The sequence below is a fragment of the Polynucleobacter asymbioticus genome, assembly GCF_018687575.1.
Classification (GTDB): domain Bacteria; phylum Pseudomonadota; class Gammaproteobacteria; order Burkholderiales; family Burkholderiaceae; genus Polynucleobacter; species Polynucleobacter asymbioticus_C.
The window spans coordinates 1,081,393-1,107,355 of record NZ_CP061297.1 but is presented as its reverse complement, the minus strand read 5'-3'; the positions used below and the strand labels follow the sequence as shown (position 1 = coordinate 1,107,355).

Sequence of the window (25,963 nt, the reverse complement as noted above, 5' to 3'; positions counted from 1 at the left end):
GAAAATTCCTTAATTTGTCTTATTTAGTTTTATATAGTTATTGCGCTACAACGCTTATATTAGCAATAAGCCATACTTTCTGCCTAAATTCTAAAAATCGCTCACAAACTAGCCCCAAGGCCAGACCTAGACCCCATATCCATGTTGCACCCATTTCCAACCCTAAATGAGCAAAAGCAGCCACATGCTTCGGCAATTGCGCCCAATGCTAGCGCTCTGCAATCGCTCGCTGAGGGTATTTGGGATTGTGCAAAGCAAACCAATCAGCGCCCCTTAGTGGTGCTTAGTACTGCAGGTCCATTGATGGGGGTGAGAGCTGCCCTAGAAAAGTACCGACCGCAAGATCTGCCAAGCCAGATTGCCTTCCTTCCTCAAGTCATGAGTTTTAACGACTGGCTAGAAGCAGCACCGGGTGCATGGAAGTTTCCTAAGAAACAAACTGATTTAGAGCGTTGGCTGTCTGTATATGTCACTCTGCGTAAACATCAACAATTGCAAGCCTGGTTTAAGGCCGAAACTGAGGCAGGATCCTGGGGGTTGGCACAAGCCATCATCGCGGCCTGTGACACCTTATCGAACTCCATAGCACCCAGTCTTCAGCAAGAACTGCACAAGCTCATAGCCGACCAAGAAGAAGTACTTAAGCAAAATACGGAATCTTGGATCGAGATCCTTGAACCATTATTGGATCGCACTATTGGGCAGGCATACCCAGCCCTTGCCAGAAAAGTAGTGGATCAAGAAGCGCAAGTACTTCTGACATTTTGGAGATACATCACCAGTCCAAGTGATCCTGCATTCAGAAAGCAATTCGCTATGGCTGCCCATCTTGAGGCTGCCAAGAAAACTTCACAAGCAAGTACAAAGCCTTTCAATACGAGACCGTTAATTTGGGTAGAGACAGCAGACCCCACTCCGATTGATAAGCAGCTCATCCAAGGATATTTAGCTGACTATGCGCAGTACGCCCCTGCGGTTGAAGTAATAATGAATTGGGAATCTGTTGCGCTCTGGACTGAAGCATTAAGCCCTCAGATGCCTGAAGACCAAAAGTTACAAGCAATTCAAGCTAACCTCAGTAATGCACATCCAGAGCATTGGCATCTGATTGCTGCAAAGCGCTTTGAAGAGTTGGCGTGGGCAACAGCCAAAACTATTGAGCAACAGTTAATTGATGGCAAAACAAAAATTGCCCTGGTAGCGCAAGATCGTCTCGTTGCTAGAAGGGCGCGCGCATTATTGGCTCGTCTTGGACCATCTCTCAAAATTCAGGATGAAACGGGTTGGAAGCTATCGACAACGAGGGCGGCAGCAGCACTCAATAGTTGGCTCGAGTTATTGCGTGCACCACCTGAAGGCCCAAGTGCAGCTGACCTATTGGAATTTTTGCAAAACCCATTCTTGGATATTGGAAGCTGCCTTAATCCCAACAGTAGACGTGAGGCAGAATCCTTAAGCGGATTAGTGGCACAGCTCGAAGACATTTTGATTGCTAGCCAAGCTAAATCTGGCTGGGAAACTTTTCATATGGCGATTGAGGCATCGGTCACGCACAGTTCCGCTGCACCTAATCCGCTGTTACTAGAGCTGCTGCAATCCATTCGGGGTCGTCTGAATCGCTGGCGTGGCATCAAAATCAATTGCGCTCTTGCTCATCAATATCTTATGGATGATCTGATTCAAATGGGAATGACTCAGGGATTGGAAATAGATTCCGCTGGTAAGCAATTGCTCGAACTATTAGAAACATTTGATTTTGACGTTGAGCATCAGCAAATTGCCATGCGCCTTAATGAGTGGTTAAGCTTATTAAAGACCGTCATTGAAGAATCCTCCTATGAAGAGAAGGGCATCAATGCAGCAGCTACTCTAAGCATCCTGCCACTCAGCTCCACCCGTTTTAGGGAATTTGAATCTGTTGTCATGGTGGGTTGTGATGAACAGCAACTTCCTGCGTTTTCAGAGCCACCACTGTTTTTCTCGGACACCTTAAATAGACTTTTAGGTGGATCGAGTATTGAGGCTCAGTTTATTCAGCAGGCGCGAGATTTATCTCAATTACTGATCTCTTTCTCTAGCGTTGATCTCCTTTGGCAAAGTAAGAGCAAGACTGGAGAGCCACTTAGACCGTCTGCTTGGATTCAGCGCCTCCAAATGGATTTACCTCATTGGCAGGTACAAAATGCCAGCACCTTATTTGCACCTCGCAGAGGTGTAGCAAGCCCATCGCAAATGGCGATTGCAAAACTAGACTCAGATTTGCCAATGCCAGTATCGATGAGTCCGAGTGCTTACAAAACATTGCGTGATTGTCCTTATCGATACTATGTACGAAGCCTACTGGGCTTACGCAAACTCAAAGGCTTTGAAGAAGGTTTCGATGCTTCACTAGCAGGGCAAACTCTGCACAAGATCTTGCGTAATTTCTATCAGGCGCTGAAAAGCGAGCCGCAAAAATCTGCCTCACCCATCATCACCGATACAGAACTGCGCCGCGTTTGGATGCAAGATAAGTTAACCCTCATCTCTGAACAAGTCTTTAAGCGTTTAATTGAGGGCGATGCAAGAGTCTTAGGTGTCTTACGAGATTGGCAAAAACAAATACCGAGTTTTATTCAGTGGCAGCTAGATCGTGAGGCTCAAGGTTGGCAGTTTTATGATGCTGAAGTGAAGGTCGGCTTTGATCTGCCGTTTACTGATCTGGATGGTAACGAGCGCCATATTCGGATTGAGGGGTATGCAGATCGTTTCGATGTCAGCATGCATGATCCCAAAACTGCATCGGTAATCGACTATAAAAATCAGAGCCTCACTAAAGTTGAGTGGCGCTCTGAAGTGGTATTGGACGATCCACAGTTATTAATCTATGCCAGAGCCTCTAATGAGAGCAACAAGATACCCGGGCGCGCAGTCAATGCAGCCGAGTGGGTTGCTTTAAAAGCGGATGTTAAAAAAAGTGGTGATGAAGCCGAGCGCTCAGTCATCATCGAAGAGATGCCAGAACTCCTACAAGAATTCTCTGAGCAAATCACTGAGGATGTGCAATCACTCTGGTCAGGTAAACCTCTCAAGGCATTTGCACCCGATAGCGTTTGTCAGTATTGCGAAGCTCGGGGTATTTGCAGAAAGGGGATGTGGTGAGTAACACTACCTTCCCAGTCGATATTGCTTGCGATCCCAATCGTTCGGTGATCGTGTCTGCTTGCGCAGGTAGCGGTAAGACATGGCTATTGGTCACCCGCATGGCTCGCCTCCTTTTGGCCGGTGCCAAGCCCCAAGAAATCCTTGCACTCACTTTCACCAGAAAAGCAGCGCAAGAGATGCGTGATCGTCTCTATCGTCTATTAGAGGAGTTTTCACAATCCAGTGATGAGCAACTCATCGGACACCTAACTGAGCGTGGTTTGAGTGCAGATGAGGCAAAGGAATTGCTACCTACTGCCAAATCCCTCTACGCCAAAGTACTGGCAAGCCCACAAGGCATTGTGATTGATACCTTCCATGGCTGGTTTGGCAGGCTCTTGGGTGCAGCACCAATCTCCACTGGTATACAGCCAGGCTTTAGCTTGCGAGAAGATGCGAAGCGATTGCAGGAAGAGTGTCTGGATGACTGGTGGGGTAATTTGCCAGACGGTATTGCAGTGCATTACGACACCTTGTTAAAGGCGCTGGGTGCAAGTGAAACCCAGAAGTTCCTGATGAGTAATTACAGTCTCTTTAAACAAAGAGGCGCCTGGACCTTCTTCTCGCAAGCCTGCAAGGCCCATGGCACTACTCCCATCGACAAACTCAAAACCGATTTAGCAAGACTGAGAATTGACAATCCGCTTAATGGAGTTTGGAACGCCATCAACAGCAAAGCAGATTTAGAGTTTCTACATCGCTGCTTTAGTAATAGCAGTACTACTGAAATGGCCTATGCGCCGACCATTCAGATGGCAATTGAGCTCAAATCTAGCGGTGGCGATGTGATGGAGATAACTTCAGCATTGCAGTCAGTATTTTTGACTCAGGACGACACCAATCGCACGTCGAACGATAAAGCTGCAGGCGATCTCAAGAAATACCTCAAAAAAGAAGGTGAACTAGATCGTGAGCTAGAGCATGTAACTTACAAGCAGGCATGGGCAAGCGCTTTCTTGGAATTTGTCGCCTGGCAAAAGGAGCAAGAAGCCTGCGCACTCAATGAAGCTTGGTTTGCAATGAGTGCTGCCATGATGGATCACGTGAGCGCGAGCAAAGAGTCCATGCGTGTGCGTGACTTTGATGATCTGGAGATTGGTGTCAGTCAGTTAATGGCGGATTCTGCCAATGCAGCCTACTTACAGTCGAGACTGGATGCGAAGTACAAACACATTCTGGTGGATGAGTTCCAGGACACCAATCCTTTGCAGTGGCAGATTCTGAGGGCTTGGTTAGAAGGCTATGGCCAGGATAAATCCAAGCCCACAGTCTTTATCGTAGGGGATCCCAAGCAATCCATTTACCGATTTCGTCGTGCTGACCCAAGATTATTTAATGATGCGCAGGCTTTCTTGGTAAAAGAAATGAACGCAGCATCTTTAAATCAAAACACTACCCGCCGTAATGCACCAAAAATTAACGAAGCAGTAAATCAGATCTTTTGTACTGAGCAATTGCCTGAGTCATATCCATTTGTCCAGCAAAACACCTTATGGAAAGCCCCGGCAGGAAATTCTGATATCCCACAACACTCAAGCGAGGGCGAAGCCTACTTATTACCTCTCGTGAAATACGAAGCCGAAGAGTTGGAGCAAAGAGCGGGCAATGCCTTTGAAGAGGCGATTGTGGATGCGAGACAAACTGCCGATGTCACTCAGCGCTATGTTGAGGGACAGCAAGTTAGCGCATTGATACAGCATCTAATTCAGACGCGACCTGTAGTGGATCGCGTGAACGGCAAAGAAGTCTGGCGTAAAGCCAGAGAGAGTGATTTCTTATTATTGGTGAAGCGCCGTAAGTACCTTCCACAATTTGAGCGCGCTCTCCGTGAGGCAGGATTAGCGTTCGAGAGTTCAAGACTCGGTGGTTTGCTCAACACCTTAGAGATTGATGACCTGATTGCGCTCTTAACGGTCTTGGTGACGCCACGCCATGATTTACCGCTGGCACAGGTATTGAGAAGCCCGATCTTTGCATTTACTGAAAGCCAAATGCAAACCCTTGCTAAGGCTCTTGCATCCAATCAATATCGCTCTTGGTGGGATGCTTTGCAAGATAGCCCAGATGCTGGGTTGATGCAGGCAGCGCGGTATTTAGAGCATTGGCGCATGCTGGGTCAGCGCTTGCCAGTACATGACTTGCTTGATCGTATTTATCAAGAAAGTGATTTACGTATTAAATACGCCAGTATTTCTCAAGAGATTGCCCGCGCGCAAGTCTTGGCAAACCTGGATGCCTTCCTGGAGTTAGCACTCAATCAAGATGGTGGTCGTTATCCAAGTCTGGGTCGCTTTATTGAAGAGATCAACATCATTCGTCGCGGCGACGATGATGAAACCCCAGATGAGGGTGACGTTAATGCGGATGCTGATCTAGTTGAGCTCGACGAAGAGAGCGAGTTATCTGAAGAAGATAAAAACAAGCGCGTGCGCATGATGACCATTCATGGGGCCAAAGGCTTGGAGTCACCATTTGTGATCATGCTCGATGCGAACCATACTGAAGGCAAGGCAGATCATCGTGGTGTCTTATTGGATTGGCCGCCGGATAGCGAGAGTCCTAGTCATTTATCAATGTATACCTCGGCTACCTTAACCAATCCTCGTAGCGAAGTGCGTGAACGGGAGCTACTCATAGCTAAGAACGAGAACTGGAATCTACTTTACGTTGCCATGACCAGAGCAAAGCAGGGGCTGTGGATTAGCGGTGTAGCAAAGGCACCCACCGCAAAAAATCCTACAGGTTTAGATGAGAAGTCTTGGTATGGCAGATCGACGCTAGGTCAGTTAGCTACTCTCGAAGATCAACTGACGCCACTAGAAAACAAGACCCCAGTGCCCACAAGCCAAAAACCAAATAATCTGACGGATTTCATGATCGATGACTTTGAGGTTTCCTGGGATGCGGCTAAGACAAGTCACGAGCAGCAGCTTAAAGATATCGAAAGTGGCTTAACCCTGGAGGTCTTCCAAGATACTGGCGTGGAACCGAATAACTCCAAAATCTTGGAAGAGGGCGTGCACTTTCATCAACTGCTAGAGCATCTCACTCTACAGACTGGGGCAGCAAAACCAGAAGTCATGAGCGCAGATCAAATAGCCCGCTGGCTTGGGATTAGCGGTGAATCAGCAAGTAAAGCCCTAGACCAGGCAACTACTGTTCTCAACACGCAAGAGCTCCAGCCATACCTCACAGCAAATCAGTGGGTGCAGGCTTGGAATGAAATTGATGTTGTGAGCCTAGATGGCAAGAGCTTCCGCTTAGATCGTTTAGTAGAGTTTGACGATCACTTAGCCATCCTTGATTACAAGCTCACAATCCCAGAGCTGGGCAGCGAAGCTCACAATAAATACCGTGCACAACTCAATAACTACAAACAAGAGCTGGCCAGAATACGTCCGGATAAGCCTGCCAAAGCCTATTTAATCTCGGTCAAGGGTGAGATTGCTGAAGTGGTCTAAGCATCTGGCCCTTGAAATTCTCCCAAAAGACCCTATATAAGTAAGGAATAGTAAAAACTCCCAAACTAGGGATAATGAAATTCACACGAAACATCCTACAAGGAGTCTTAATGACAATTCGTAAAGTAATCAATTTATTCGCCGGCGTATTTGCGGCAGCGGTACTGTTCACTAGCAACGTAGCGTTTGCCGAGGCAACTTTGCCTGAGGTATATCAAGCCGTGCAATCTGGGCAGTTGGCTAAAGCCGACGCCATGATGAAAGAAGTGCTGCAAAACCATCCTAATAGCGCCAAAGCAAACTATGTCGCTGCTGAGCTTTACCTTAAAGAAGGTAAGTTAGAGGCAGCGCGTAATCATTTCATCAAGGCGCAAAACTTGGCGCCTGGTTTGCCGTTTGCACAACCTGAGTCTGTACAGAAACTCCAAGTGCAATTAGCAAGCGGTGCAGGCATTCCTGCTGCTAGTCAGACATCCATTTTTAGCAACCCACTCTTTTGGGGTTTGATTGCCATCTTAGTTATTGGTGTCGCGATTGTGATGAAGCGTCGTAAGGCTGAAGCGGTGCAGGTCTATAACGCACCAAGCGCTGGTTACCCTGGTACTCCAGGTGGTCCTACTGCATATCCTGGCGGTCCCGGTGGCCCTGGTACTCCCGGATACCCTGGAGCCCCAGCTGCAGGTGGTATGGGTAGTGGTTTGATGGGTAGCCTGGCAACTGGCGCTGCATTAGGTGCTGGTATGTATGCTGGCCAAGCATTAGCAGGCAGCCTCATGGGTGGTCGCGATGGTGGCCATTCCAATGGAGATCACAATGCCAACTCCAGTATGAACCAAGTAGGCGGCCCAGCATCCTTAGACCCCAACTTTGGCGTGCGTGATGCCAGCTGTTGGGATGATGGTGGTGCAAGCTCTTGGGATGACAGTGGTGGTGGCGACTTTATGAGTGATGTCTAATTCACTCCGCATCTAGCATTCATATAAGAAAGTATTTATGGCAATTTCTATGTACCAAGCCTCGGTTCCTCAGTTAAAGAAAATGCTGGTCAACCTGACCACTATTTTGACGAAGGCTGAAGAGCATGCAGCCACAAAAGGCATCGATGGCAAGGTCTTGGTAGAGGCGCGCTTATTTCCGGATATGTTTCCTCTGGCTAAGCAGGTGCAAATTGCTTGTGATCAAGTGAAGTTTGGTTTAGCGCGTTTGGCTAGTGTTGAGGCGCCTAAATTTGACGATACCGAAAGTACGCTGGCTCAATTAAAAGAGCGTATTGCCAAAACGATTGCCTTTATGGATAGCATCAAGCCAGAGCAGATTGACGGCACAGAAGCAAAAGAGATTAAGTTCTCCATTAAAGAGTGGAGCTTTGAGTTTGTGGGTGAGCAATATGTACTGACTTGGATCATTCCAAACTTTTATTTCCATGTCACGACCACCTACAACATCCTGCGTCATGATGGTGTTGATTTGGGTAAAACAGATTACCTCGGCTAATGGAGCGAGTAATCGAGATTATCGAAGTAGGGCATGCCTGGCTGTATCGGGCAAGTATCTATACCTCCAATGCATTCTTGGATGATCCCGCCATCCTGGCGTTTGCTTTTTGTTGATTGCCTTAACCACCTCCGGGTGGTTTTCTTTTGCAGGTCTCAATTGCTTGGGTCTGACTTCTAGGGGGTATGGCAGGCCTTTAGGGTTTTGATGCATTAACTTCCGCTAAAAGCTTATACAATTCCTAACCATATTGGCATTAATTTATTGTTACGCTACCTCGTCTGCTATCTAATGGCAATTTAACGATTTATGAAACTATCTTTATTTGGAAATTATTATGTTGATACGCGCTATTAAAGTTGGCTTCTTAATCTTTGCTTTACAGCTTTTATCTGGCTGTTATCCCACCTCTTTGGCGGATCAGCAAAAGGATATTAATGCCGCTCAAGGCGAGGCGAGCAATCTCTCAGTCGGAACGGTGCAAAAAGAAATTAAGGTTGGAATGAGCTCTGCGGATGTAGTCAGCGTACTTGGGTCTCCAAATATGATTACTACTGACGATAAGCGAAGAGAGGTTTGGGTGTACGAGAAAGTATCCACAGAAGGAATGGCAACAACATCTCAGGGTCAAGGTTTTTTGTGGTACCCCTCAAATAGAAATGCAATAGCTAGCAGAACCCAAAAGACATTAACCATTGTTATTAAGCTCGATGAAAAGGGTAGGGTCAGAGATTTTGCATACAATCAGACCAAGTTCTAAGTCTCGCAAAATGAAAATTGCCATCTCCGCTTTAGCTATTCTGGGTGCATTGGCTGGTTGTGTAATGCCAGCGAATCAGCCTCAAAATAAACTTCAAATGACGTCGCTCGAGATTCAGGCTATTCAATCCCAAACATTTGAGGCTGATAAGAGGGTTACATTCAACTCCGTAATGTCTGTCTTGCAAGATCAGGGCTACATTATTGGCTCTGCCAGTTTGGATACGGGATTTATTACAGCAGAATCACCTACGCGCCATATTGAATCAGGGCCGCAGGTTGACTTAACCACCCCTATGATGACCCAGATTCTTAACGGTATTTTTAATGCTGATAAAAGAACGGCTGCGGTTAGTGTTGAAGAAAAAAAAGTGGTGACAGCTACTGTTGAAGAGCTTGGTCCAAAGAGAACCCGTGTAAGGTTAAATTTTGTTCATAGGAAGAATATGTCGGGCTCTTTGGGTCAGCGCGAAAATCAAGATATGCCTATAGTAAATTCAAAGGTATATGAAGACGCCTTCAGCAAGATTGGTAATGCAATCTTTATACGTCGGGCGCAAGCTGAGCCTTCACCCACACAAAAGCCAGCAAAATAGAGTTAAGTATCTTAAGCGGATTACCTCGGCTAATGGAGCGAGTAATCGAGATGATCGAAGTAGGGCATGCCTGGCTATATCGGGCAAGTATTTACACCTCGAACGTCTTCTTGGATGATCCCGCCATCCTGGCGTTTGCTTTTTGTTGATTGCCTTAACCACCTCCGGGTGGTTTTCTTTTGGCGCCAATAGTCCGCTTTTGACCACTTCAAGACACTTTCTGGTGATTTTTGCCCGCTCTCAATTTTGGGCTCATCACATTAAAGCTAATTCACTATAAAAAGCATATGAATCAGGGTGGTGAATTTGTATAATAAATGCCAAATATTTATTAAATATTCCAAAAGTTAAATAATGTTGCGCAATAGTTGCTGCTAATTTCATGCGCTTTAAATATCACGAAAGTAGGGAATGATTAAAAAGATTACAGTGAGTATGGCAGCAGTTTCGCTAATTTCTCTAGGTTGCACTACTACCGTTCCCATTACCGTTCCAGTCGCTCAAGCTGGAGACAGTACTTTGAGCTGTGATGCTATTGCGAATGAGATGCAACAGATGATTACCGCCCAACTACAGGCGAACGGTGATAAGAATAGGCAGACGGGAACCAATGCTGCACTGGGGGTGGCTGGACTATTTACTCTTGGAATCCCTTGGTTCTTTATGAATATAGGTGATACACCAACCATAGAAGAGCGTGCAGCTAAGGCAAGATATGATCGTCTGCAGCAAATGGGAGTGGATCGTAATTGTCCTGCGGCTCCTTATCAGCCCAATACCCCCAATCAAGATGGTGAGCAATCCACTGCAACGCCCCAAGTAAGTCCTGTTAAATCTAGTAATACTGCAGGTGTATCTTCCGAAGTAAATACAAAGAATTCGACTGCGTTAAAAACATTGGAAGAGTTAAATGTGATGCTGCAAAAAGGCTTAATTACGAATCAAGAATATGCCAAGAAGAAAGCAGAAATCTTAAAAAATATGTAATGGGGACTCATACCCCTTTGTAATTGGGTCTCAGTACTTTTCAGCGGATTTTTTTGAGGCGCCTACTTTTGGGTCAATTGCAGCGCTTGTTTTGCCAGCCCCCTCTAAAAAGGGGTCAAAAACCACGTTTTTGAAAAAATAAGGCCTGGGTATTGAAATACTGTATAGATATACAGTATATTAGAACCCATGGCACTTATCGCACTTCCACAAAGCTCCTCAGAAAGCACTCTGACCCAGGCCCCACAAGCCCTGGCAGTCAATGGTGCCTATGAGTTCAAGCTCCTGAGCCACCGCATTTCAGCGGGATTTCCGAGCCCAGCCGCGGATTATGCGGAGGAAGGTCTCGATTTAAACCACTATTTAGTCCAAAACAAGCCAGCCACCTTCATGTTCACCGTCAAGGGTGATTCGATGATGGGCGCGGGTATTTGTGACGGCGATAAGGTGGTTGTCGATAAAGCCCTCAAGCCAAAACATAAAGATATCGTGGTTGCCGTAGTGGATGACGAGTACACCATCAAGCGACTCTATCAATTACGTGGAAAAACTGAACTCCAGCCAGAGAACCCCAATTACGAGCCCATTACCTTTAATGAGAACAGCGAACTCCAAATTTGGGGTGTAGTCGTGGGGGTAGTACGCAAGTACAGCCATGCCAGCAGTAGAAACGGCAGGTCCGCATGAACCAAGCTGGCCAAACCAATCAACTCTTTGCGCTCGTAGATGTGAACAACTTCTACGTCTCTTGCGAGCGCGTATTTGCTCCCAAGTTGGAAGATGTACCAATGGTAGTGCTATCTAATAACGATGGTTGCGCAGTGGCGCGTAGTGCTGAAGTGAAAGCCTTGGGCGTGAAGATGGGTACACCCTGGTTTCAGATGAAAGATCTGGCTAAGCAGCATGGCATCCAAGCTTATTCATCCAACTACACCTTGTATGGCGATATGAGCGGCAGGGTAGTCGAAGTCTTAAGAAAGTTCACACCCAATTTAGAGGTTTACAGTATTGATGAGAGCTTTCTCCGGATTGAGACAGTACTCAAGCAATATGCTGACCCGACTAGCTTGGGCCAAATCATCAAGCAAGATGTTAAGGACACTACAGGCTTACCTGTATGCGTAGGCATCGGTGCTAGCAAGACGCTTGCTAAGTTAGCTAATCACTTAGCTAAAAAGAATCCTCAGTTTGCAGGTGTATGTGACATCAGCTCTATGTCAAAAGAAGCACTCTATCAATGGATGGCAGAGACAGCGGTAGGTGAAGTGTGGGGTATTGGCGGCAAGACGGCTAAGAAGCTCAAAGAACTCAAGATCAATAGCGTCTTTGATCTAGTACAAGTCTCACCACAAGCCATGCGCCAACAATTTGGTGTGGTGATTGAGCGCATTTGTTATGAGTTGCGTGGCGTATCTTGCTTGCAGCTTGAAGAAGTGGCGCCAGCTAAACAACAGATTATTTCTTCAAGAAGCTTTGGTAAGCCAGTGACTTCCATGGAGGAGTTGGCTGAGTCTGTAGCTACGCACGCTGCAAGAGGTGCCGAGAAACTCAGGAGCCAAAAGTCAGTCACGGGCGCACTCACTATTTTTGTGCAAACCAATCCACATAAGCCATTTGAGCCACAGCACCATCAAAGCATCACAGTGGTTCTGAGTGATCCAAGCGATAACACCTTAACACTCACCAGCGCCGCATTAAAAGGGCTAAAGCAAATCTACAAGACCGGCTTTAAGTACAAGAAAGCAGGCGTCATTCTCAATCTCTTGGCCGACAAGCCCACCATGCAGCAATCATTATTTGATGACATGGAAGTTAAGGGTAAGTCTGCCGGATTGATGAAGGCGATGGACTCAATCAATAGTCGCTTTGGTAATGCCGTCATCAAAACTGCAGCATCCGGCACGAAGCAAGACTGGCAAATGCGATCAGGCAATAGATCACCAAACTACACCACGCAGTGGGATGAATTACCGGTAGCACGATAAGTAATTAACTAAGTAATTAACTAAGCAAATAAAAAGTAAACAAGGAGAAATCAAATGGAACTATTAAACAACTTCAACGGCATCTCATTCGCAGTAATCGTAGTTTTGTCTTATTGCGCAGTATTGAAAAATACCAAGCGCAGTGAGCGTAGCAATACCCAGGTATTTAGCCGTAAGTACCAGTAAGAAAAAGAGAATAAGCAGCTGCCTGGAAGGGGAATAAGGAAATCACGGATTCCTTATTCCCTAGTAAAGGCAGCAGTCATCGGAATTACCCTACATAAGATAGGTGTAATGAGATTATAAAAATGTCATAAATGTGGATAAAATCCAAGCATGATCGATGACAAGCAAACCTACATAGATAAAAAATTACGTCCACTACCACGCTGGATATTTATGTCCCGCTGGTTACAGGCGCCACTCTACATTGGTCTGATTGTTGCTCAAGGCGTTTATGTTTGGCAGTTCTGGTTAGAGCTGGTACATCTCATTAGCATGATGGCAGATAAGTCTATGACTGAAACTGCTCTCATGTTGGTGGTGCTGGGATTAATCGATGTAGTCATGATCTCCAACCTGTTGGTCATGGTCATCGTGGGTGGATGGGAAACCTTTGTTTCTCGTTTGGAGTTACAGAACCATCCAGATCAACCAGAATGGCTATCTCATGTAAATGCGGGCGTACTGAAGGTAAAGCTAGCCACCGCCATCATTGGTATTTCATCAATCCACTTGCTCAAGACTTTCATCAACGCAGCATCCTATGATGAAAAAACCTTGATGTGGCAAACCTTAATCCACATTACCTTTGTGCTGTCAGCGGTAGCGATTGCTTACACGGAAAAGCTAGTCACCTCAGCACATAAGCAACACTAAAAAATTAGCCTTGTAAGGCTTTGCGCAGATATTCAGAGACGTTATCTTGGCGGAGCATCCATTGCTTGTAGTCAGAGGGCACTTGGCTAATCAGTTCACCCTTGTGCTTGCCAAAGGGCATGATCGTCGGAATGCGGGCTTTCTCAGACATTTCCCATAAAGCATCCAAAGAGGATGGATTCAGCTTCTCAATGATTTGACCCAATATCTTGGAGCAGATCCACACATCTGCTAATGCGCTATGCGCATCGCGCAGTTGTTCACGAGCAGTAGCTCTTTCAAAGTAATAGAGCAGTGCGCTTTGAGTATGGCTATCCAACTCAGGCCAGAGGCTGCGAGCGAGAGCAAGAGTGCAAATGCGCTTTACTTCAGGCTTACCAATAGCTTCCCAGTCAAAATCCACGCTATGACCAATGATGTATTTAGTGCCAGCAGGTAACCTAAATGAAGTGCTAGCAGGGCAATTCACCAACTCTTCATCCATGATGTGGTGGGTAGCTAAAGCACCTAAGCTAATGGGCTTACCAGGGTTGTAACGTTGAACCCAAGGATTGCCGACCGCAAGTGGATTAATCGAGGTCACATCCAAAGAAGCGGCCTCAATAATGACGGCATTGTTCTTATCGGTTGCTTCTACATCGAAAATAATGGCTTGGGGCATGGCTTCTTAATCTAAAGGTAATTGAATGGTTATTGTGCCTTGAAGGTTTAGAGCGAGGCAATTGATTAATTTTTCCTACGCTTGAATCATCCCCAATCTATTTCATTTGTGCCCCCAAACCTCTACGCTAAATCTTTCTGACTACAGCGGGGATTTGGATGCGACTTTCTATCGAGTGCTCTCACAAGCATTTAAAGCTATTTCGAATCTCTTTGGATTCAAGGGTCATGCTGGTTTTATTGATTATTTGGATGATTTGGGGAATCTTCAGGGTCTTAAAGATCCTGTAAAAGGGCTAAATCTAGCTTGGGGAAGGTGGACGAGCCCGACCCCCGGCACTGACAGAATTGGGTTTGGCTGCTTCGTTCCCGACCTGACCAGGTTATCCAAACCGCCATGCGGGGAGGCCCGTCCAATTCCATTTTAGCTTGTTAGAATGTAATACATGACAGCATTGGCTTTAGCCCGTTCGTGGCGCCCTAAAACTTTCTCCCAATTGGTAGGACAAGACCATGTGGTTAAGGCATTAACCCATGCCTTAGACCAAGGTCGACTACACCACGCTTGGCTCTTTACAGGCACTCGCGGGGTCGGAAAGACCACAATTGCCCGAATTATGGCCAAAGCCCTCAATTGCACCGGGGAAGATGGCCAAGGTCGCATGACCTCAGAACCCTGCGGAAAATGCCCAGCTTGCCTAGAAATCGATGCCGGACGCTTTGTTGACTATATCGAGATGGATGCTGCGAGTAATCGCGGGGTAGACGATATTGCCGCTCTATTAGAGAAGGCAGCCTACGCTCCAAGTAATGCGCGTTACAAGGTCTACATGATTGACGAGGTGCACATGCTCACCAATCATGCCTTTAATGCCATGCTCAAGACTCTCGAAGAGCCGCCTGAACATGTGAAGTTCATACTTGCGACAACTGATCCCCAAAAGATTCCAGTAACTATTCTGTCCCGTTGCTTGCAGTTCAATCTCAAGCAAATGCCAGTACCACTCATTGTTGAGCATTTAGAAAAAGTGCTCGCTGCAGAAAAAGTCGAATCTGAAACCAATGCACTGCGTGTTTTAGCTAAAGCAGCACAGGGTTCGATGCGTGATGCCTTATCGTTGACTGATCAAGCCATCGCATATGCCGCTGGCAAAGTTTCTGAAGAAGCAGTACGCGGCATGCTTGGTACATTAGATGATGCTTATCTCATTCGCATTCTGGATGCCTTGATTGCAAAAGATGGCGCGACATTGCTAGCGATCTCAAATGAGATGGGTGAGCGCAGCATGTCTTTCTCATTAGCGCTGGCAGATCTATCAAGCCTCATTCAGAAAATTGCCGCCGCACAAATCGTTCCAGAATCAGTTTTAGAGGATTGGCCAGAAGCGGCAGAGATTCGCCGCTTAGCTAGCGCGCTTACAAAAGAAGAAGCACAACTCTTCTACCAAATTAGCATTACAAGTCGTCCAGATTTATCACTAGCTCCAGATGAGCAAACTGGCTTTGCCATGACGCTCTTGCGCATGCTGGCCTTTCGTCCCGGAAATGAAACTCCAGGCAGAGCAGGCAACTCCACACCGCCAGTAGCTTCGGCAACATCGGCACCAAGACCTTCCGCACCAGCAAATCAAACTGCTGCTCCAGTGAGGTCTGCCCCTGCAGCATCAGCACCTCCAGTTGCAGCACCAGCAACTAAGCCTGCTGCAGTAGCCTCCAGCTCAGATCGCCCAGACTGGCATGCCTTGATGCGTCAGTTGCCGGTTAAAGGTTTAGTGCAACAGTTAGCATTTCAGACAGAATTACAAGATTGGGAAGATTCACCAGCAGGCGTGCGTGCTACGGTTGTGACACCAATGCCGCAATTGGCTTTAGAGGCTTCTGTAGGTCGTCTTGCTGATGCATTAACTGCCCACTTTGGTAAACCCATCAAAGTAGTCATCGAGAAGGGTGAAGTGGAAGGCAAGACAGTTGCTAAAGTCGATGCGCAGATTCATCAAGAGAAAAGACAAAACGCAGAGCAGATGATTGCTCAAGATCCATTTATTCAGCAATTAGAAAAAGAGTTTGGAGCCAAGGTAGTTGGTGGTTCTGTTAAGCCTCTTTAATTGTCAGATTTAACAATATTAGATACAAGGAAATAAAGCGATGATGAAAGGTGGCCTTGCTGGTTTGATGAAACAAGCCCAGCAGATGCAAGAGAAGATGAAAGTAGCGCAAGAGCAATTGGCTGCGCTAGAAGTCACTGGCCAAGCAGCTGGTGGTTTGGTTAAAGTCACCATCTCTGGCAAACACGAAATGAAACGCGTGCAGATCGATCCAGGCGCAATGGATGATCGCGAAATGCTTGAAGACTTATTGGTGACTGCCTATACAGAAGCATTCAAACAAGTAGAGGCTGCTAATGCACAAGTGATGTCTGGTGCAACTGCTGGTATGCCAATGCCTCCTGGATTTAAGTTGCCGTTTTAATGGCACGTCAAGAAGCTCCACAAGATGCTCTCGGTCGATTGATCGAGGCATTGCGCGTATTGCCTGGAGTGGGACCAAAGTCAGCGCAACGCATGGCTTTCTATCTACTGCAGCATGATCGCAATGGTGCAGCTGTACTTGCCCAATCATTGGGTGAGGCTGTAGAGACAGTGGGGCACTGCGCCCGTTGCAATACCTTCTCCGAAACCCAAATCTGCGCAACTTGTAATGATGATCGTCGTGATCCATCTTTACTGTGCATTGTGGAAACGCCTGCTGACCAAGTGATGGTCGAGCAGACATTGAGTTTTAAAGGTAATTACTTTGTATTAATGGGCCGCATCTCACCTCTGGATGGCATGGGCCCCAATGAAATCCATTTCGATCGATTACTCAATCGCATTGAAGCTCCAGATACTGGAGTACCAGTCAGAGAAGTGGTTCTAGCAACGAATTTCACCAGTGAAGGTGAGGCCACAGCCCACTACATAGGTGAAGTACTCAAATCCAAAGGTATCAAAGTCACCAGAATCGCTAGAGGCATTCCGGTAGGCGGTGAGCTTGAGTATGTGGATGCAGGCACCTTAGCCAGAGCGCTGATGGATCGTCGAACAGTAGGGTAGTTTTCTAAAAACCCTTTTGCTCTTGACGTTGATATCAGCGAGCTAAACAGCTACATTCATCTTTTAACTACAGTGCTGTCAGACATTCTTCTGACCTATTAAAAGATGCCCTCAAAGCCTAATAAAAACCTTTTGCAAACTTTGGCTGCAATTGCAGAACTTGAATCTGGTAAAGGTCAAAAATTTAATACCGTCGAAGAATTAATGGCCGATCTGCATTGCAAAGAGCTTGAGGATCAACAGGATCTAAAGATGGCTGATAAATCCATGAAAGAGCTGCGAAGTGGAAAAGTTAAAGCCACTCCCATAGATTTGGTGATTAAGAGACTTAACTTATAAGCTCTCATGCCCAATCGTCACTATATCGACATAAATTCTAGGTAAATTACTCCTTTTTGAGGATAATTTGGCCTGCACCCCTGTTGAGCTTCAATCTCACGCCGTGCCTAACCGAGTTGTCTTGTTTGTTACCCCGGTAGATCTGACCTTTAGTTTCTTCTAGTCATTCATTGGTCATTGATGCTAAGTATTGTGAAATTGTGCATGACCCACAAACCCTATCTTCTTCTGTTGAGCTTGCTTGCTGCCTTTTGCAGCACGACTGCGCACGCCCAGAAGGCAGGATCTGGTTCGGATCAGATTGCTACATTTGCATCTCCTATTGAGAGCTTTCCCACTGAAGGGGAGCTCTTTGGATTGCCAGTCAATATCCACGGGCAAACGACGTATGTTAATCAGCGCTACAACAATTTCAATTCAAACTACTCTGGTCAGAATAGTTTGAATGCGCAGAAATCCATGAGCTACACCTGGTCAGGTACTTTATTTCTTGGTGCACGTCTTGCACCGAACACCGATGTCTATTTCAATCCTGAAGTCATTTCTGGTGTGCCATTTTCTGGTTTAGTGGGATTGGGTGGATTTACCAACGGCGAAGGTAGTAAGGCTACCGGAGCTCAGGCCAAGTTTTACTCTGCCCGTGCTTTTGCTCGCCACACGATTAATCAAGAAGGCGACAAAGTTGTTCTTGAGAATGAGGCCAATCAAATTACGCAAACTGTTAGCAGTAATCGCGTAGTACTCACTGGTGGTCAGTTCTCCACACTCGATATTTTTGATGACAGTCGTTACGCCAAAGATCCCCGCATCCAGTTTATGAACTGGGGCAATATGACCTATCTTGCTTATGACTACGCAGCCGATGCCAGAGGCTACAGCTGGGGCTTGGCGGGTGAGTGGTATGTCGATAACTGGGTGCTGCGCGCCTCCAGAATGCTTGCCCCTAAGTCTCCCAATGGCCGTGATCTCAATTGGCAAATCTTCAATACCTATGGCGACCAAATAGAGGTGGAGCGTCAACACAATATCGCCGATCTACCCGGTAAGGTCAGTGTCTTGGCTTATCGCAACAAAATGATGTTGGCGCGTTTCTCGGACGCTACTAATTACATTGATCAAGACCCCAGCGCTCGCCAAGGTACGCAAGCAATTAACAATGTCCGCAACAATATGCAGATTAAAACTGGTATTGGTATCCATGGTGAACAAGCTCTTACAAAAGATCTTGGTATCTACGGCCGTGCCTTCACGTCGGATGGCCATACAGAGACGATGTCATTCACTGAGGCAGATAATTCCATCTCGATTGGTATAGGTATGAACGGCAGTAGCTGGAAGCGCCCCAAGGACAGTATTGGTATCTCGGCAATGCAAAATGGTTTATCAAGTTATCGCCGTTCCTATTTGCAAGCAGGAGGCGTGTCGTATTTCATTGGTGACTACGCTAGCCCCAGCCAGACGATTTCCTATTCACCAGAGCGGATTGGCGAGATCTATTACAACGCCAACGTCATCAAGAACGTTTTGGCCGGTTTGAACTTCCAGCACATCATCAATCCAGCCTATAACTCTGCCCGCGGACCAGTAAACATCCTGTCTTTCAGGGTTCATGCCGAATTTTAGGTATTACAGGCAGGGCTAAATTCATTATTGTCTTTAGAATCAATAAGATAAGAATTTGGTTTTCATAGACATTTACGTCCAGCCCCCTATAATCACTAAAACCCCTTGAAATGTAGGGAAATCTACGGCCAAGGCTATAAAAACAGCATTAGTACGGATTTAGAGGCAGCCGATTTGATTCACGGCCAGATTAAAACTAGCGAACTGATTGTTGCAAGAGCAAACCCCTTGATGTGGGTGGCTTGTGCCTTTGCTCCTCTGTTTTTTGTGGCATCGATTTCTGCACAAACAGCACCCACTAATTCAGCAATCCCAGCCAGTGTGACTGTGCAGACAAATGAATCTAAGGATTCCTTATCAGCACCGCCAGTAGTTCGAAACGAATCTGCAAATCCCGCCAACGCTGCATCTTTATTTGCGCCAGTCACCAAGAGCGATACCCCTAAGATCTACACCAAGGGTGCGCCATCGGGACCTGCAGAGATGGATTTGCGTCAGCTTTGGAATGAGCTCAAACTCAATAACCCGCAATTGTCTTCATTGCGTGAATCGTATTTATCCGCAAAAGCCACTGTGCCCCAGATCAATGCACCCGCTAATCCACAAGTAGGCTTGGTATGGTCGGGTATGCCAGCGAATTCACCATTAGGATTGGGCGGCGCCAATGCACCGTCTCCGCAGTACCCTAATGGCATCAGTAGTAATAACTCGATTTCTATTGCGCAGCCGTTTCAGTTTCCGGGCAAGAAGAGCTTGGCATCCGATATTGCCAATACCAATGCCGAGGCTCTCTTGGCGCAAAGCGAATCAACCTACTTGCAGTTGGGCGCTCAGTTATCCACTTTGTATTACAGCGCATTAGCATCCCAGAAGCAGTTGCAGGTTCTAAAAGAATCTGTAATGCGATTAGAAATGATTAAGAATGTCGCTAAAGCGCGTTATTCCAACAATGCTGCTGCTTATGTCGAATACCTCAACGCACAGGTTGCACAAAGTGCAGCGCAAGCCGATCAATTTATTGTTGAGCGTCAACTATCGGTTGCTTTAAACAACATCAATACTTTAGTAGGTCGCCACTCCAGAGAAAAACTCGTACTGCGAGGGGATGTGCGCCGTGCCATGAACAGCGTACCCACTTTGCTGGAGTTGGAAGACTACGCCGAAACCAGTCATCCCTCATTAAAGAGTTCAGCTTTGCAACTAGAGGCAGCACGCAAAGGTGTCGATCTAGCCAAGAAAGCCTACCTGCCAGACTTTCAGGTGGTTGGGTCCTCATTTACACCACGCGGCCCATTCTCAGCCAATAACGGAGCGATGTTTTACCAGCTTGAGTTAGACCTCATCATCCCACTATATTTCTTTACTAAAGAGAAGTATGGGGTAGAGCAGGCGCAGCGTAATCAGGCGGCAGCTGAAGCTGGCAATATCTCCAACCGTCAACAAATTGTCTTGGCGGTCAATGGTGCATATGCCACCTATGAGCAAGCGAAGAGCCAGGCGCAATTTTTAAAGGAACGCCAAGTGCCTCAAGCAGATACTGCATATAAAGTTGGCTTAACTCAGTACTCCAATAATGGTCAGGGATTTAACGATTTACTGACAGCGCAAACCCAATTGCGTAGCCTCGAAGTTCAATTAGCGCTAGCAGAGAGCAATCTGCTACAAGCGCAAGCGGTATTGCTAGTCACCTCTGGCAAAGAACCATTCTAAGGAGCAGTGTTGAAAGACCAAATTCTTTCTTTTCTAAAACAGCTTGGCGATAAAGCAAGACCTATCTTGGATAAGGTCCTTCACTTTGGTGGCCACAGACTTCAGGTAGCACTCGCTAGTATTGCTGGCCTCTATTGGAATCTCAGCCCCCAAAATCGTCATCGAGTTCGTTTGGCTGCTGTTGCATTCGCTATTCTTTCAGTCGGTATTGTTCTTGGTCGTATCACCAATGTGAACCGTAACGTCAAAATTGAAGAATCAGACAAGGCTCTCAAGGTAGAGAAGAGCGGCATCCTGGAATTAAAGCTACCCGGTATCAAGCTCAATCCAGAAATTTATATTTTTCAAACTGCAGAAAAAATACAAGTACCTATCGATATCAAAGTGCCGGGCCGCTTAGCGTTTAATGCGGAGAAGTCTAAAGTGCTATCAGCACGCGCACCAGGACGGGTAGAGCGCATTTATGCATTTGATGGTGCCGAGGTTAATATCGGCTCCCCGATAGTCGAGCTGTATAGCCCAGAATTTTTATCCGCTCAGCAAGAGTATTTACTTTCCGCAAAAACTGCCAAGGTATTGGAATCCAGTAAGACCATGAGTGACTTACTGGGTGATGCGCGTATTACCCAGCAAGCTGCCGCAAACCGCATGCGTAATCTCGGTGCTGGTGATGGTGATATCAAGGCAATTGAGACAACGGGTAAAACCCAAAATAATCTAGTGATGCGCTCCCCATTGAAGGGGGTAGTGGTGAAGCGGAATGTAGAGCCAGGATCTGCCGTGAACTCCGGTGATGTGATTGCCACCTTAGCTGATCCAAAGCAACTCTGGTTTTTAGGTAATGTATTTGAGCAGGACTTGCGCTTGATTAAGCCTGGACAAAAATTATCTTTATACGTAGAGGCTTATCCAGATAAAGAGTTTGTGGCTTATGCAAACTATATCGCCCCCACAATTGATCCACAAACCCGCGCCTTATTGGTTCGTGCTGAGATTGAAAATAGCGATGATCTCTTACGCCCTGATATGTATGCCTCAGCCAAGTTGACTACAGGCATGGCTGATGCCATTGTGGTGCCACAAACAGCAGTAGTCCGGATACGAGAGATGCGCTACGTAATCGTTAAGGCAGCGGACGAGGTTTATCGTCGTCTTCCAGTGAAAGGCTATGAGCTCAATAGCAAAACCTTTGCGATTACTGAAGGCGTTGAGCCCGGTGCTCGCATCTTGGCTCAGGGCGCTGTCTTGCTCAATGATCGATTTGCCAAGCAGGAAGACTAAGTGAGCGCATTTACTTCCTTTATTCGGGGTGTACTTGAGAAGCGATGGCTAGTCATCGTTGGCTCAATCGTGCTCCTCGGTTTGGGGATGTTCAGTCTTTCTAAGTTACCAATACAGCCATACCCGGGTGTAGCACCATTAACCATTCAGGCGATTTCTCAATGGCCTGGACGAAGTACAACTGAGGTAGAGCAGCAAGTCACGATCCCAGTAGAAAATGCCTTGGCTGGTATTCCAGGTCTTCAGGCTTTCCGTTCGGTCTCCTTATTTGGTTTATCGGTAGTGACACTGAAATTTAATGACACAACGGACCCATTTCAAGCGCGGCAACGTTTCATCACCAGTCTTTCTAATGTGAGCTTCCCACCTGGCGTGACTTCTAGTGTTAGTCCCGATTCGGATGCTACTGGCGAGATCATGCGATATGAGGTGAAGTCAGATTACGCTTCATCTACCCAATTAAAAACATTGCAGAACTATGAGATCTATAAAGAGCTCAAGCAAACTCCAGGCGTAGCAGATGTCTCCTCATTTGGTGGCAGGGTTCGCCAATACCAAGTCATTGTTAGCCCAGAAAGCCTGCAATCTAAAGGTGTCACTGTTAATGAGCTGATTGCCGCCCTAACGAATGCCAATAGCAATACCGGTGGCGGACTATTGCCTAGTGGCGAGCAGCAGTTTGTGGTGCGTGGTGTTGGACTATTAAAAAGTATCGATGACATCAAGCGGGTAGTGGTGTCTATTCATAATGGGGTACCGATCCGAATCGGTGATGTAGCCCGAGTAGAGATTGGCAATGCGCCACGTTTGGGCATGTTCCAGTTCAATGACAACCCGGACTCCGTGGAAGGCATCGTTTACTTGCGTCGTGGCGAGAATGCCACTGAAGTATTGGCTCGAGTCCGCAATACGGTTGAGAACATTAACAAGCAAGTGCTCCCACCTGGAATTGAAGTAGTACCGTTCTATGACCGCCAAGTTCTCTTGGATATCACCATCGGTACTGTGAAGCACACCTTATTCTTTGGTATCTCTCTTGTTCTTGCTGTACTGTTTTTCTTCTTGGGTAATTTGCGCGCAGCAGCAGTAGTGGCTGCAGTCATTCCATTGGCTTTGTGTGTCTCGTTCATTCAGATGCATCTGTGGAGCGTGCCAGCGAATTTGATTTCTCTTGGCGCGATTGACTTTGGTGTGATTGTCGATTCTGCGGTGATCTTGACAGAGAATGTCATGCGTCACCTGGAGCAAGGTGGCAAGCGCCTCAACCAAAGCATTATCTTGGCGACCAGTGAAGTGCAGCGGGCCATGATTTATTCCACCGGCATCATTATTGTTGCCTATTCTCCATTGTTCTTTATGGGTGGAGTAGAGGGCATTATCTTCAAGCCAATGGCATTCACAATGGGCTTTGCTTTGATTGCCGCAATGATTCTGAGCTTAACTTTCTTGCCCGCCATGATCTCCTTGGTATTTGGCGAGAACCTACACCACAAACCACCGGGATTTATTACCAAGCTTCTCAATGGCTATAAGCCACTTTTGAGAAAGTGGATGGATCGCCCATTAACAGTGGTGTCTGTTGCCGTATTTGTTCTGGGTCTGACCTTATTAAGTGTGACCCGTCTGGGAACAGCATTCCTACCAACGCTAGAAGAAAACAATATTTGGCTGCGAGTCACTTTGCCGAATACGGTAGATTTGGATTACTCGGTCAAGGTAGCCAACCAGTTGCGTGAGACTTTCCTAAAGCAACCTGAAATTGATAAAGTTGCCGCTCAAATCGGTCGTCCAGATGATGGTACAGATTCCACTGGTGTCTTTAATCAGGAATACGGTCTCTATCTCAAGAGTCCAGATAAGATGCCAAGTGGTGCCGGAAAGAAAGAGTTGATTGCACGTCTAGAGCAAGAGCTCAATAAGATGCCTGGTGTGACTTACAGCTTCTCACAATATATTCAAGATAACGTGAATGAAGCACTCTCTGGGGTAAAGGGAGAAAACTCCGTCAAGATTTACGGTACTGACTTAGAGGTTTTAGATCAAAAAGCCCATGAGGTAATGGATCAGCTCAAAAAAGTACGCGGCGTCGCAGACGAGGGCATCCTCAAAGAATTGGGTCAACCAACTTTAAATATTCAGATTGATCGTGAGCGTGCTGCTCGTTATGGCATTAATGTGAACGATATTCAGATTCTGGTTAGCAATGCTATTGGTGGTGCCGCTGTCACTAATCTCCTAGAGGATGAGAAGACTTTTGGTGTTGCGATTCGACTCAATGAAGGAAGTCGCAATGATGTGGCCGATATTGGTCGTCTATTAGTAGATTCACCGAACGGCGCAGCTATTCCTTTGTCCATGGTGGCTACGGTTCAATTAAGCGATGGCCCCTTCTTTATTTATCGTGAAGCCGGTAAGCGTTACATTGCGATCAAGTTCAGCGTGCGTGGCCGTGACTTAGGAAGTGCGGTAGAGGATGCGCAATTCTTGGTCGAGAAAAATATTACCTTGCCACCGAACTATTCGATTAGCTGGGATGGTCAGTTCAATCAAATGAAGCAGGCGCAGAAAAAACTCATGTTGATCGTGCCATTGGCATTGCTGGGTATCTTCTTATTGCTTGTAAGTGCTTTTGGTAATTTCCGAGATGCAGTGATTGTGATGATTAACGTACCGTTTGCAGCGATTGGTGGCGTCATTGCCTTGCACCTAGCAGGTGAGACTTTAAGTATCTCGGCTTTCTTTGGATTCTTATCTTTATTTGGTATTGCCATTCAGGATGGGGTGATTCTGATTTCCTTTATTAATAAGACGGTGGCTACCGAGCATGGTGAGATGAAGGATGTCATGGTGGAGGGTGCCGCTTTGCGAGTTCGCCCCGTACTGATGACAGCAGCACTGTCTGGCTTAGGGCTATTGCCGGCAGCTTTATCCCACTCCATCGGCTCTGAGGCACAACGTCCTTTAGCCCTAGTGATTGTGGGTGGTATGGTGACGACCACTATTTTGACCCTCTTGGTATTACCAGTAATATATGGATGGTTCAGAGGTCGCGCATTAACCCAGATGGCAAAGGCCTAGGGCTAGCAAAAAGGTATCGTATTCATGAGTGAAAACACAAAACAGCCGCACATTCTGATTTCGAATGATGATGGCTATCTTGCCCCTGGTCTGTTGGCCTTGGTCAATGCTATTCGTCCATTAGGTCGAGTGACAGTCATTGCCCCAGAGCAAAACCACAGCGGCGCCTCGAATTCATTAACGCTTTCAAGACCGCTCTCGATTCATCGAGTAGCTGGTGGAGAGCGCGATGGCTTCCTATTTATTAACGGCACTCCAACGGATTGTGTTCATATCGCCATGACCGGTTTCTTGGATGAAAAACCGGATCTCGTAGTCTCCGGCATCAATCAAGGCGAGAACATGGGTGAAGACACCTTGTATTCAGGCACTGTTGCTGCTGCAGTTGAGGGTGTGATGTTCGGCGTTCCTGGCATTGCCTTTTCGCAGATTGATAAGGGTTGGAATCGTATTGACGATGCAGCGAAAGCAGCTCACGATATCGTCGCGCAAATGCTGGCTTCCAAAATGGCGCACAGCGAAGGCCCTGCTACTTTACTCAACGTCAACATTCCCAATCGCCCCTATGCTGAGCTCAATCGTTGGCGCGTCACTCGTTTAGGTAATCGCCATCACTCTCAGCCGGTAGTAGTGCAGAAGAGCCCGCGTGGCGATGATATTTACTGGATCGGTGCAGCAGGGCATGCCAAAGATAGTTCCGAGGGTACAGATTTTCATGCAATTGATGAAGGGTGTATTTCAATTACACCAATGCAATTGGATCTAACCCATCATGCTCGCTTAGCTGCAATGCGCGCTAACGGTTGGGATCGCGGTTGAAGTCTGCGGCAGAGCGT

At 46.7% G+C, this 25,963-nt stretch carries 21 protein-coding genes and 1 other RNA gene; 20 read left to right on the top strand and 2 right to left on the bottom strand.

What is annotated here, in order from left to right; genetic code table 11:
- Nucleotides 1–141 precede the first annotated feature (141 nt).
- The 11 genes from AOC19_RS05435 to AOC19_RS05390 all read left to right on the top strand — a co-directional run bounded on the left by AOC19_RS05435 (nt 142) and on the right by AOC19_RS05390 (nt 13,344).
- On the top strand, nt 142–3,141 hold the full coding sequence (locus AOC19_RS05435) for a PD-(D/E)XK nuclease family protein (RefSeq protein WP_215374516.1): 3,000 nt from the start codon (nt 142–144) through the stop codon (nt 3,139–3,141).
- The gene (locus AOC19_RS05430) at nt 3,138–6,644 is read left to right on the top strand and encodes a UvrD-helicase domain-containing protein (RefSeq protein ID WP_251367990.1); all 3,507 of its coding nucleotides are present in this window, start codon (nt 3,138–3,140) and stop codon (nt 6,642–6,644) included. The genes AOC19_RS05435 and AOC19_RS05430 overlap by 4 nt, the downstream gene beginning before the upstream one ends.
- Nucleotides 6,645–6,754: 110 nt before the next feature.
- On the top strand, nt 6,755–7,600 hold the full coding sequence (locus AOC19_RS05425) for a tetratricopeptide repeat protein (protein WP_215374513.1): 846 nt from the start codon (nt 6,755–6,757) through the stop codon (nt 7,598–7,600).
- A 37-nt stretch (nt 7,601–7,637) separates the two neighbouring features.
- Complete coding sequence (locus AOC19_RS05420) at nt 7,638–8,138, top strand: DUF1993 domain-containing protein (protein ID WP_215374510.1); 501 nt, start codon at nt 7,638–7,640, stop codon at nt 8,136–8,138.
- Nucleotides 8,139–8,475: 337 nt separating this feature from the next.
- Nucleotides 8,476–8,898: a hypothetical protein gene (locus AOC19_RS05415; RefSeq protein WP_215374507.1), complete on the top strand. Its 423-nt coding sequence runs from the start codon at nt 8,476–8,478 to the stop codon at nt 8,896–8,898.
- A 10-nt stretch (nt 8,899–8,908) separates the two neighbouring features.
- Entirely contained in the window at nt 8,909–9,493 is a 585-nt protein-coding gene (locus AOC19_RS05410) for a hypothetical protein (RefSeq protein WP_215374504.1), read from the top strand.
- Between the two features lie 411 nt (nt 9,494–9,904).
- Entirely contained in the window at nt 9,905–10,480 is a 576-nt protein-coding gene (locus AOC19_RS05405) for an SHOCT domain-containing protein (RefSeq protein WP_215374501.1), read from the top strand.
- 189 nt (nt 10,481–10,669) lie between these two features.
- Entirely contained in the window at nt 10,670–11,167 is a 498-nt protein-coding gene (locus AOC19_RS05400; protein WP_215374499.1) for a LexA family protein, read from the top strand.
- Nucleotides 11,164–12,465 carry a Y-family DNA polymerase gene (locus tag AOC19_RS05395; protein ID WP_215374496.1) on the top strand — a complete coding sequence of 434 codons (1,302 nt, stop codon included), beginning with the start codon at nt 11,164–11,166 and terminating at the stop codon, nt 12,463–12,465. The genes AOC19_RS05400 and AOC19_RS05395 overlap by 4 nt, the downstream gene beginning before the upstream one ends.
- 54 nt (nt 12,466–12,519) lie before the next feature.
- A complete protein-coding gene (locus tag AOC19_RS09360) occupies nt 12,520–12,651 on the top strand; it encodes a hypothetical protein (protein WP_285896589.1) in 132 nt (43 codons plus the stop codon).
- A gap of 150 nt (nt 12,652–12,801) precedes the next feature.
- Entirely contained in the window at nt 12,802–13,344 is a 543-nt protein-coding gene (locus tag AOC19_RS05390) for a TIGR00645 family protein (RefSeq protein ID WP_215374492.1), read from the top strand.
- A gap of 4 nt (nt 13,345–13,348) precedes the next feature.
- Here AOC19_RS05390 and AOC19_RS05385 read toward each other — a convergent pair whose 3' ends face one another.
- Both AOC19_RS05385 and ffs read right to left on the bottom strand, forming a co-directional pair.
- Nucleotides 13,349–14,005, bottom strand: coding sequence for a putative quorum-sensing-regulated virulence factor (locus AOC19_RS05385; protein WP_215374489.1), 657 nt, complete (start codon nt 14,003–14,005; stop codon nt 13,349–13,351).
- Between the two features lie 315 nt (nt 14,006–14,320).
- Nucleotides 14,321–14,418, bottom strand: an RNA gene (ffs, locus tag AOC19_RS05380) — signal recognition particle sRNA small type.
- A 32-nt stretch (nt 14,419–14,450) separates the two neighbouring features.
- On the opposite strand from ffs, the gene dnaX reads away from it, so the two are divergent.
- From dnaX to surE, 9 genes are all read left to right on the top strand, one after another.
- A complete protein-coding gene (gene dnaX, locus AOC19_RS05375; protein WP_215374486.1) occupies nt 14,451–16,109 on the top strand; it encodes a DNA polymerase III subunit gamma/tau in 1,659 nt (552 codons plus the stop codon).
- Between the two features lie 40 nt (nt 16,110–16,149).
- Complete coding sequence (locus tag AOC19_RS05370; RefSeq protein ID WP_215374483.1) at nt 16,150–16,473, top strand: YbaB/EbfC family nucleoid-associated protein; 324 nt, start codon at nt 16,150–16,152, stop codon at nt 16,471–16,473.
- Complete coding sequence (gene recR / locus AOC19_RS05365; RefSeq protein ID WP_215374480.1) at nt 16,473–17,096, top strand: recombination mediator RecR; 624 nt, start codon at nt 16,473–16,475, stop codon at nt 17,094–17,096. Before AOC19_RS05370 ends, recR begins: the two co-directional genes overlap by 1 nt.
- Before the next feature lie 105 nt (nt 17,097–17,201).
- Nucleotides 17,202–17,435: a hypothetical protein gene (locus AOC19_RS05360; RefSeq protein ID WP_215374477.1), complete on the top strand. Its 234-nt coding sequence runs from the start codon at nt 17,202–17,204 to the stop codon at nt 17,433–17,435.
- A 204-nt stretch (nt 17,436–17,639) separates the two neighbouring features.
- Entirely contained in the window at nt 17,640–19,058 is a 1,419-nt protein-coding gene (locus AOC19_RS05355; RefSeq protein WP_215374474.1) for a carbohydrate porin, read from the top strand.
- 105 nt (nt 19,059–19,163) lie between these two features.
- Nucleotides 19,164–20,768 (top strand): TolC family protein, encoded by a 1,605-nt coding sequence (locus AOC19_RS05350; protein WP_251367989.1) that lies wholly within the window; start codon nt 19,164–19,166, stop codon nt 20,766–20,768.
- Nucleotides 20,769–20,777: 9 nt separating this feature from the next.
- Nucleotides 20,778–22,049, top strand: coding sequence for an efflux RND transporter periplasmic adaptor subunit (locus tag AOC19_RS05345; protein ID WP_251367988.1), 1,272 nt, complete (start codon nt 20,778–20,780; stop codon nt 22,047–22,049).
- Nucleotides 22,050–25,127 carry an efflux RND transporter permease subunit gene (locus tag AOC19_RS05340; protein WP_215374471.1) on the top strand — a complete coding sequence of 1,026 codons (3,078 nt, stop codon included), beginning with the start codon at nt 22,050–22,052 and terminating at the stop codon, nt 25,125–25,127.
- 24 nt (nt 25,128–25,151) lie between these two features.
- Nucleotides 25,152–25,946: a 5'/3'-nucleotidase SurE gene (surE, locus tag AOC19_RS05335; protein ID WP_215374468.1), complete on the top strand. Its 795-nt coding sequence runs from the start codon at nt 25,152–25,154 to the stop codon at nt 25,944–25,946.
- Nucleotides 25,947–25,963 lie beyond the last annotated feature (17 nt).

What these genes read in the sequence shown, in the direction of transcription:
- AOC19_RS05435 (WP_215374516.1), top strand. Translation starts at nt 142, where the DNA reads ATGTTGCACCCATTTCCAACCCTAAATGAGCAAAAGCAGCCACATGCT.
- AOC19_RS05425 (WP_215374513.1), top strand. Translation starts at nt 6,755, where the DNA reads ATGACAATTCGTAAAGTAATCAATTTATTCGCCGGCGTATTTGCGGCA.
- AOC19_RS05420 (WP_215374510.1), top strand. Translation starts at nt 7,638, where the DNA reads ATGGCAATTTCTATGTACCAAGCCTCGGTTCCTCAGTTAAAGAAAATG.
- AOC19_RS05415 (WP_215374507.1), top strand. Translation starts at nt 8,476, where the DNA reads ATGTTGATACGCGCTATTAAAGTTGGCTTCTTAATCTTTGCTTTACAG.
- AOC19_RS05410 (WP_215374504.1), top strand. Translation starts at nt 8,909, where the DNA reads ATGAAAATTGCCATCTCCGCTTTAGCTATTCTGGGTGCATTGGCTGGT.
- AOC19_RS05405 (WP_215374501.1), top strand. Translation starts at nt 9,905, where the DNA reads ATGATTAAAAAGATTACAGTGAGTATGGCAGCAGTTTCGCTAATTTCT.
- AOC19_RS05400 (WP_215374499.1), top strand. Translation starts at nt 10,670, where the DNA reads ATGGCACTTATCGCACTTCCACAAAGCTCCTCAGAAAGCACTCTGACC.
- AOC19_RS05395 (WP_215374496.1), top strand. Translation starts at nt 11,164, where the DNA reads ATGAACCAAGCTGGCCAAACCAATCAACTCTTTGCGCTCGTAGATGTG.
- AOC19_RS09360 (WP_285896589.1), top strand. Translation starts at nt 12,520, where the DNA reads ATGGAACTATTAAACAACTTCAACGGCATCTCATTCGCAGTAATCGTA.
- AOC19_RS05390 (WP_215374492.1), top strand. Translation starts at nt 12,802, where the DNA reads ATGATCGATGACAAGCAAACCTACATAGATAAAAAATTACGTCCACTA.
- AOC19_RS05385 (WP_215374489.1), bottom strand. Translation starts at nt 14,005, where the DNA reads ATGCCCCAAGCCATTATTTTCGATGTAGAAGCAACCGATAAGAACAAT.
- dnaX (WP_215374486.1), top strand. Translation starts at nt 14,451, where the DNA reads ATGACAGCATTGGCTTTAGCCCGTTCGTGGCGCCCTAAAACTTTCTCC.
- AOC19_RS05370 (WP_215374483.1), top strand. Translation starts at nt 16,150, where the DNA reads ATGATGAAAGGTGGCCTTGCTGGTTTGATGAAACAAGCCCAGCAGATG.
- recR (WP_215374480.1), top strand. Translation starts at nt 16,473, where the DNA reads ATGGCACGTCAAGAAGCTCCACAAGATGCTCTCGGTCGATTGATCGAG.
- AOC19_RS05360 (WP_215374477.1), top strand. Translation starts at nt 17,202, where the DNA reads ATGCCCTCAAAGCCTAATAAAAACCTTTTGCAAACTTTGGCTGCAATT.
- AOC19_RS05355 (WP_215374474.1), top strand. Translation starts at nt 17,640, where the DNA reads ATGACCCACAAACCCTATCTTCTTCTGTTGAGCTTGCTTGCTGCCTTT.
- surE (WP_215374468.1), top strand. Translation starts at nt 25,152, where the DNA reads ATGAGTGAAAACACAAAACAGCCGCACATTCTGATTTCGAATGATGAT.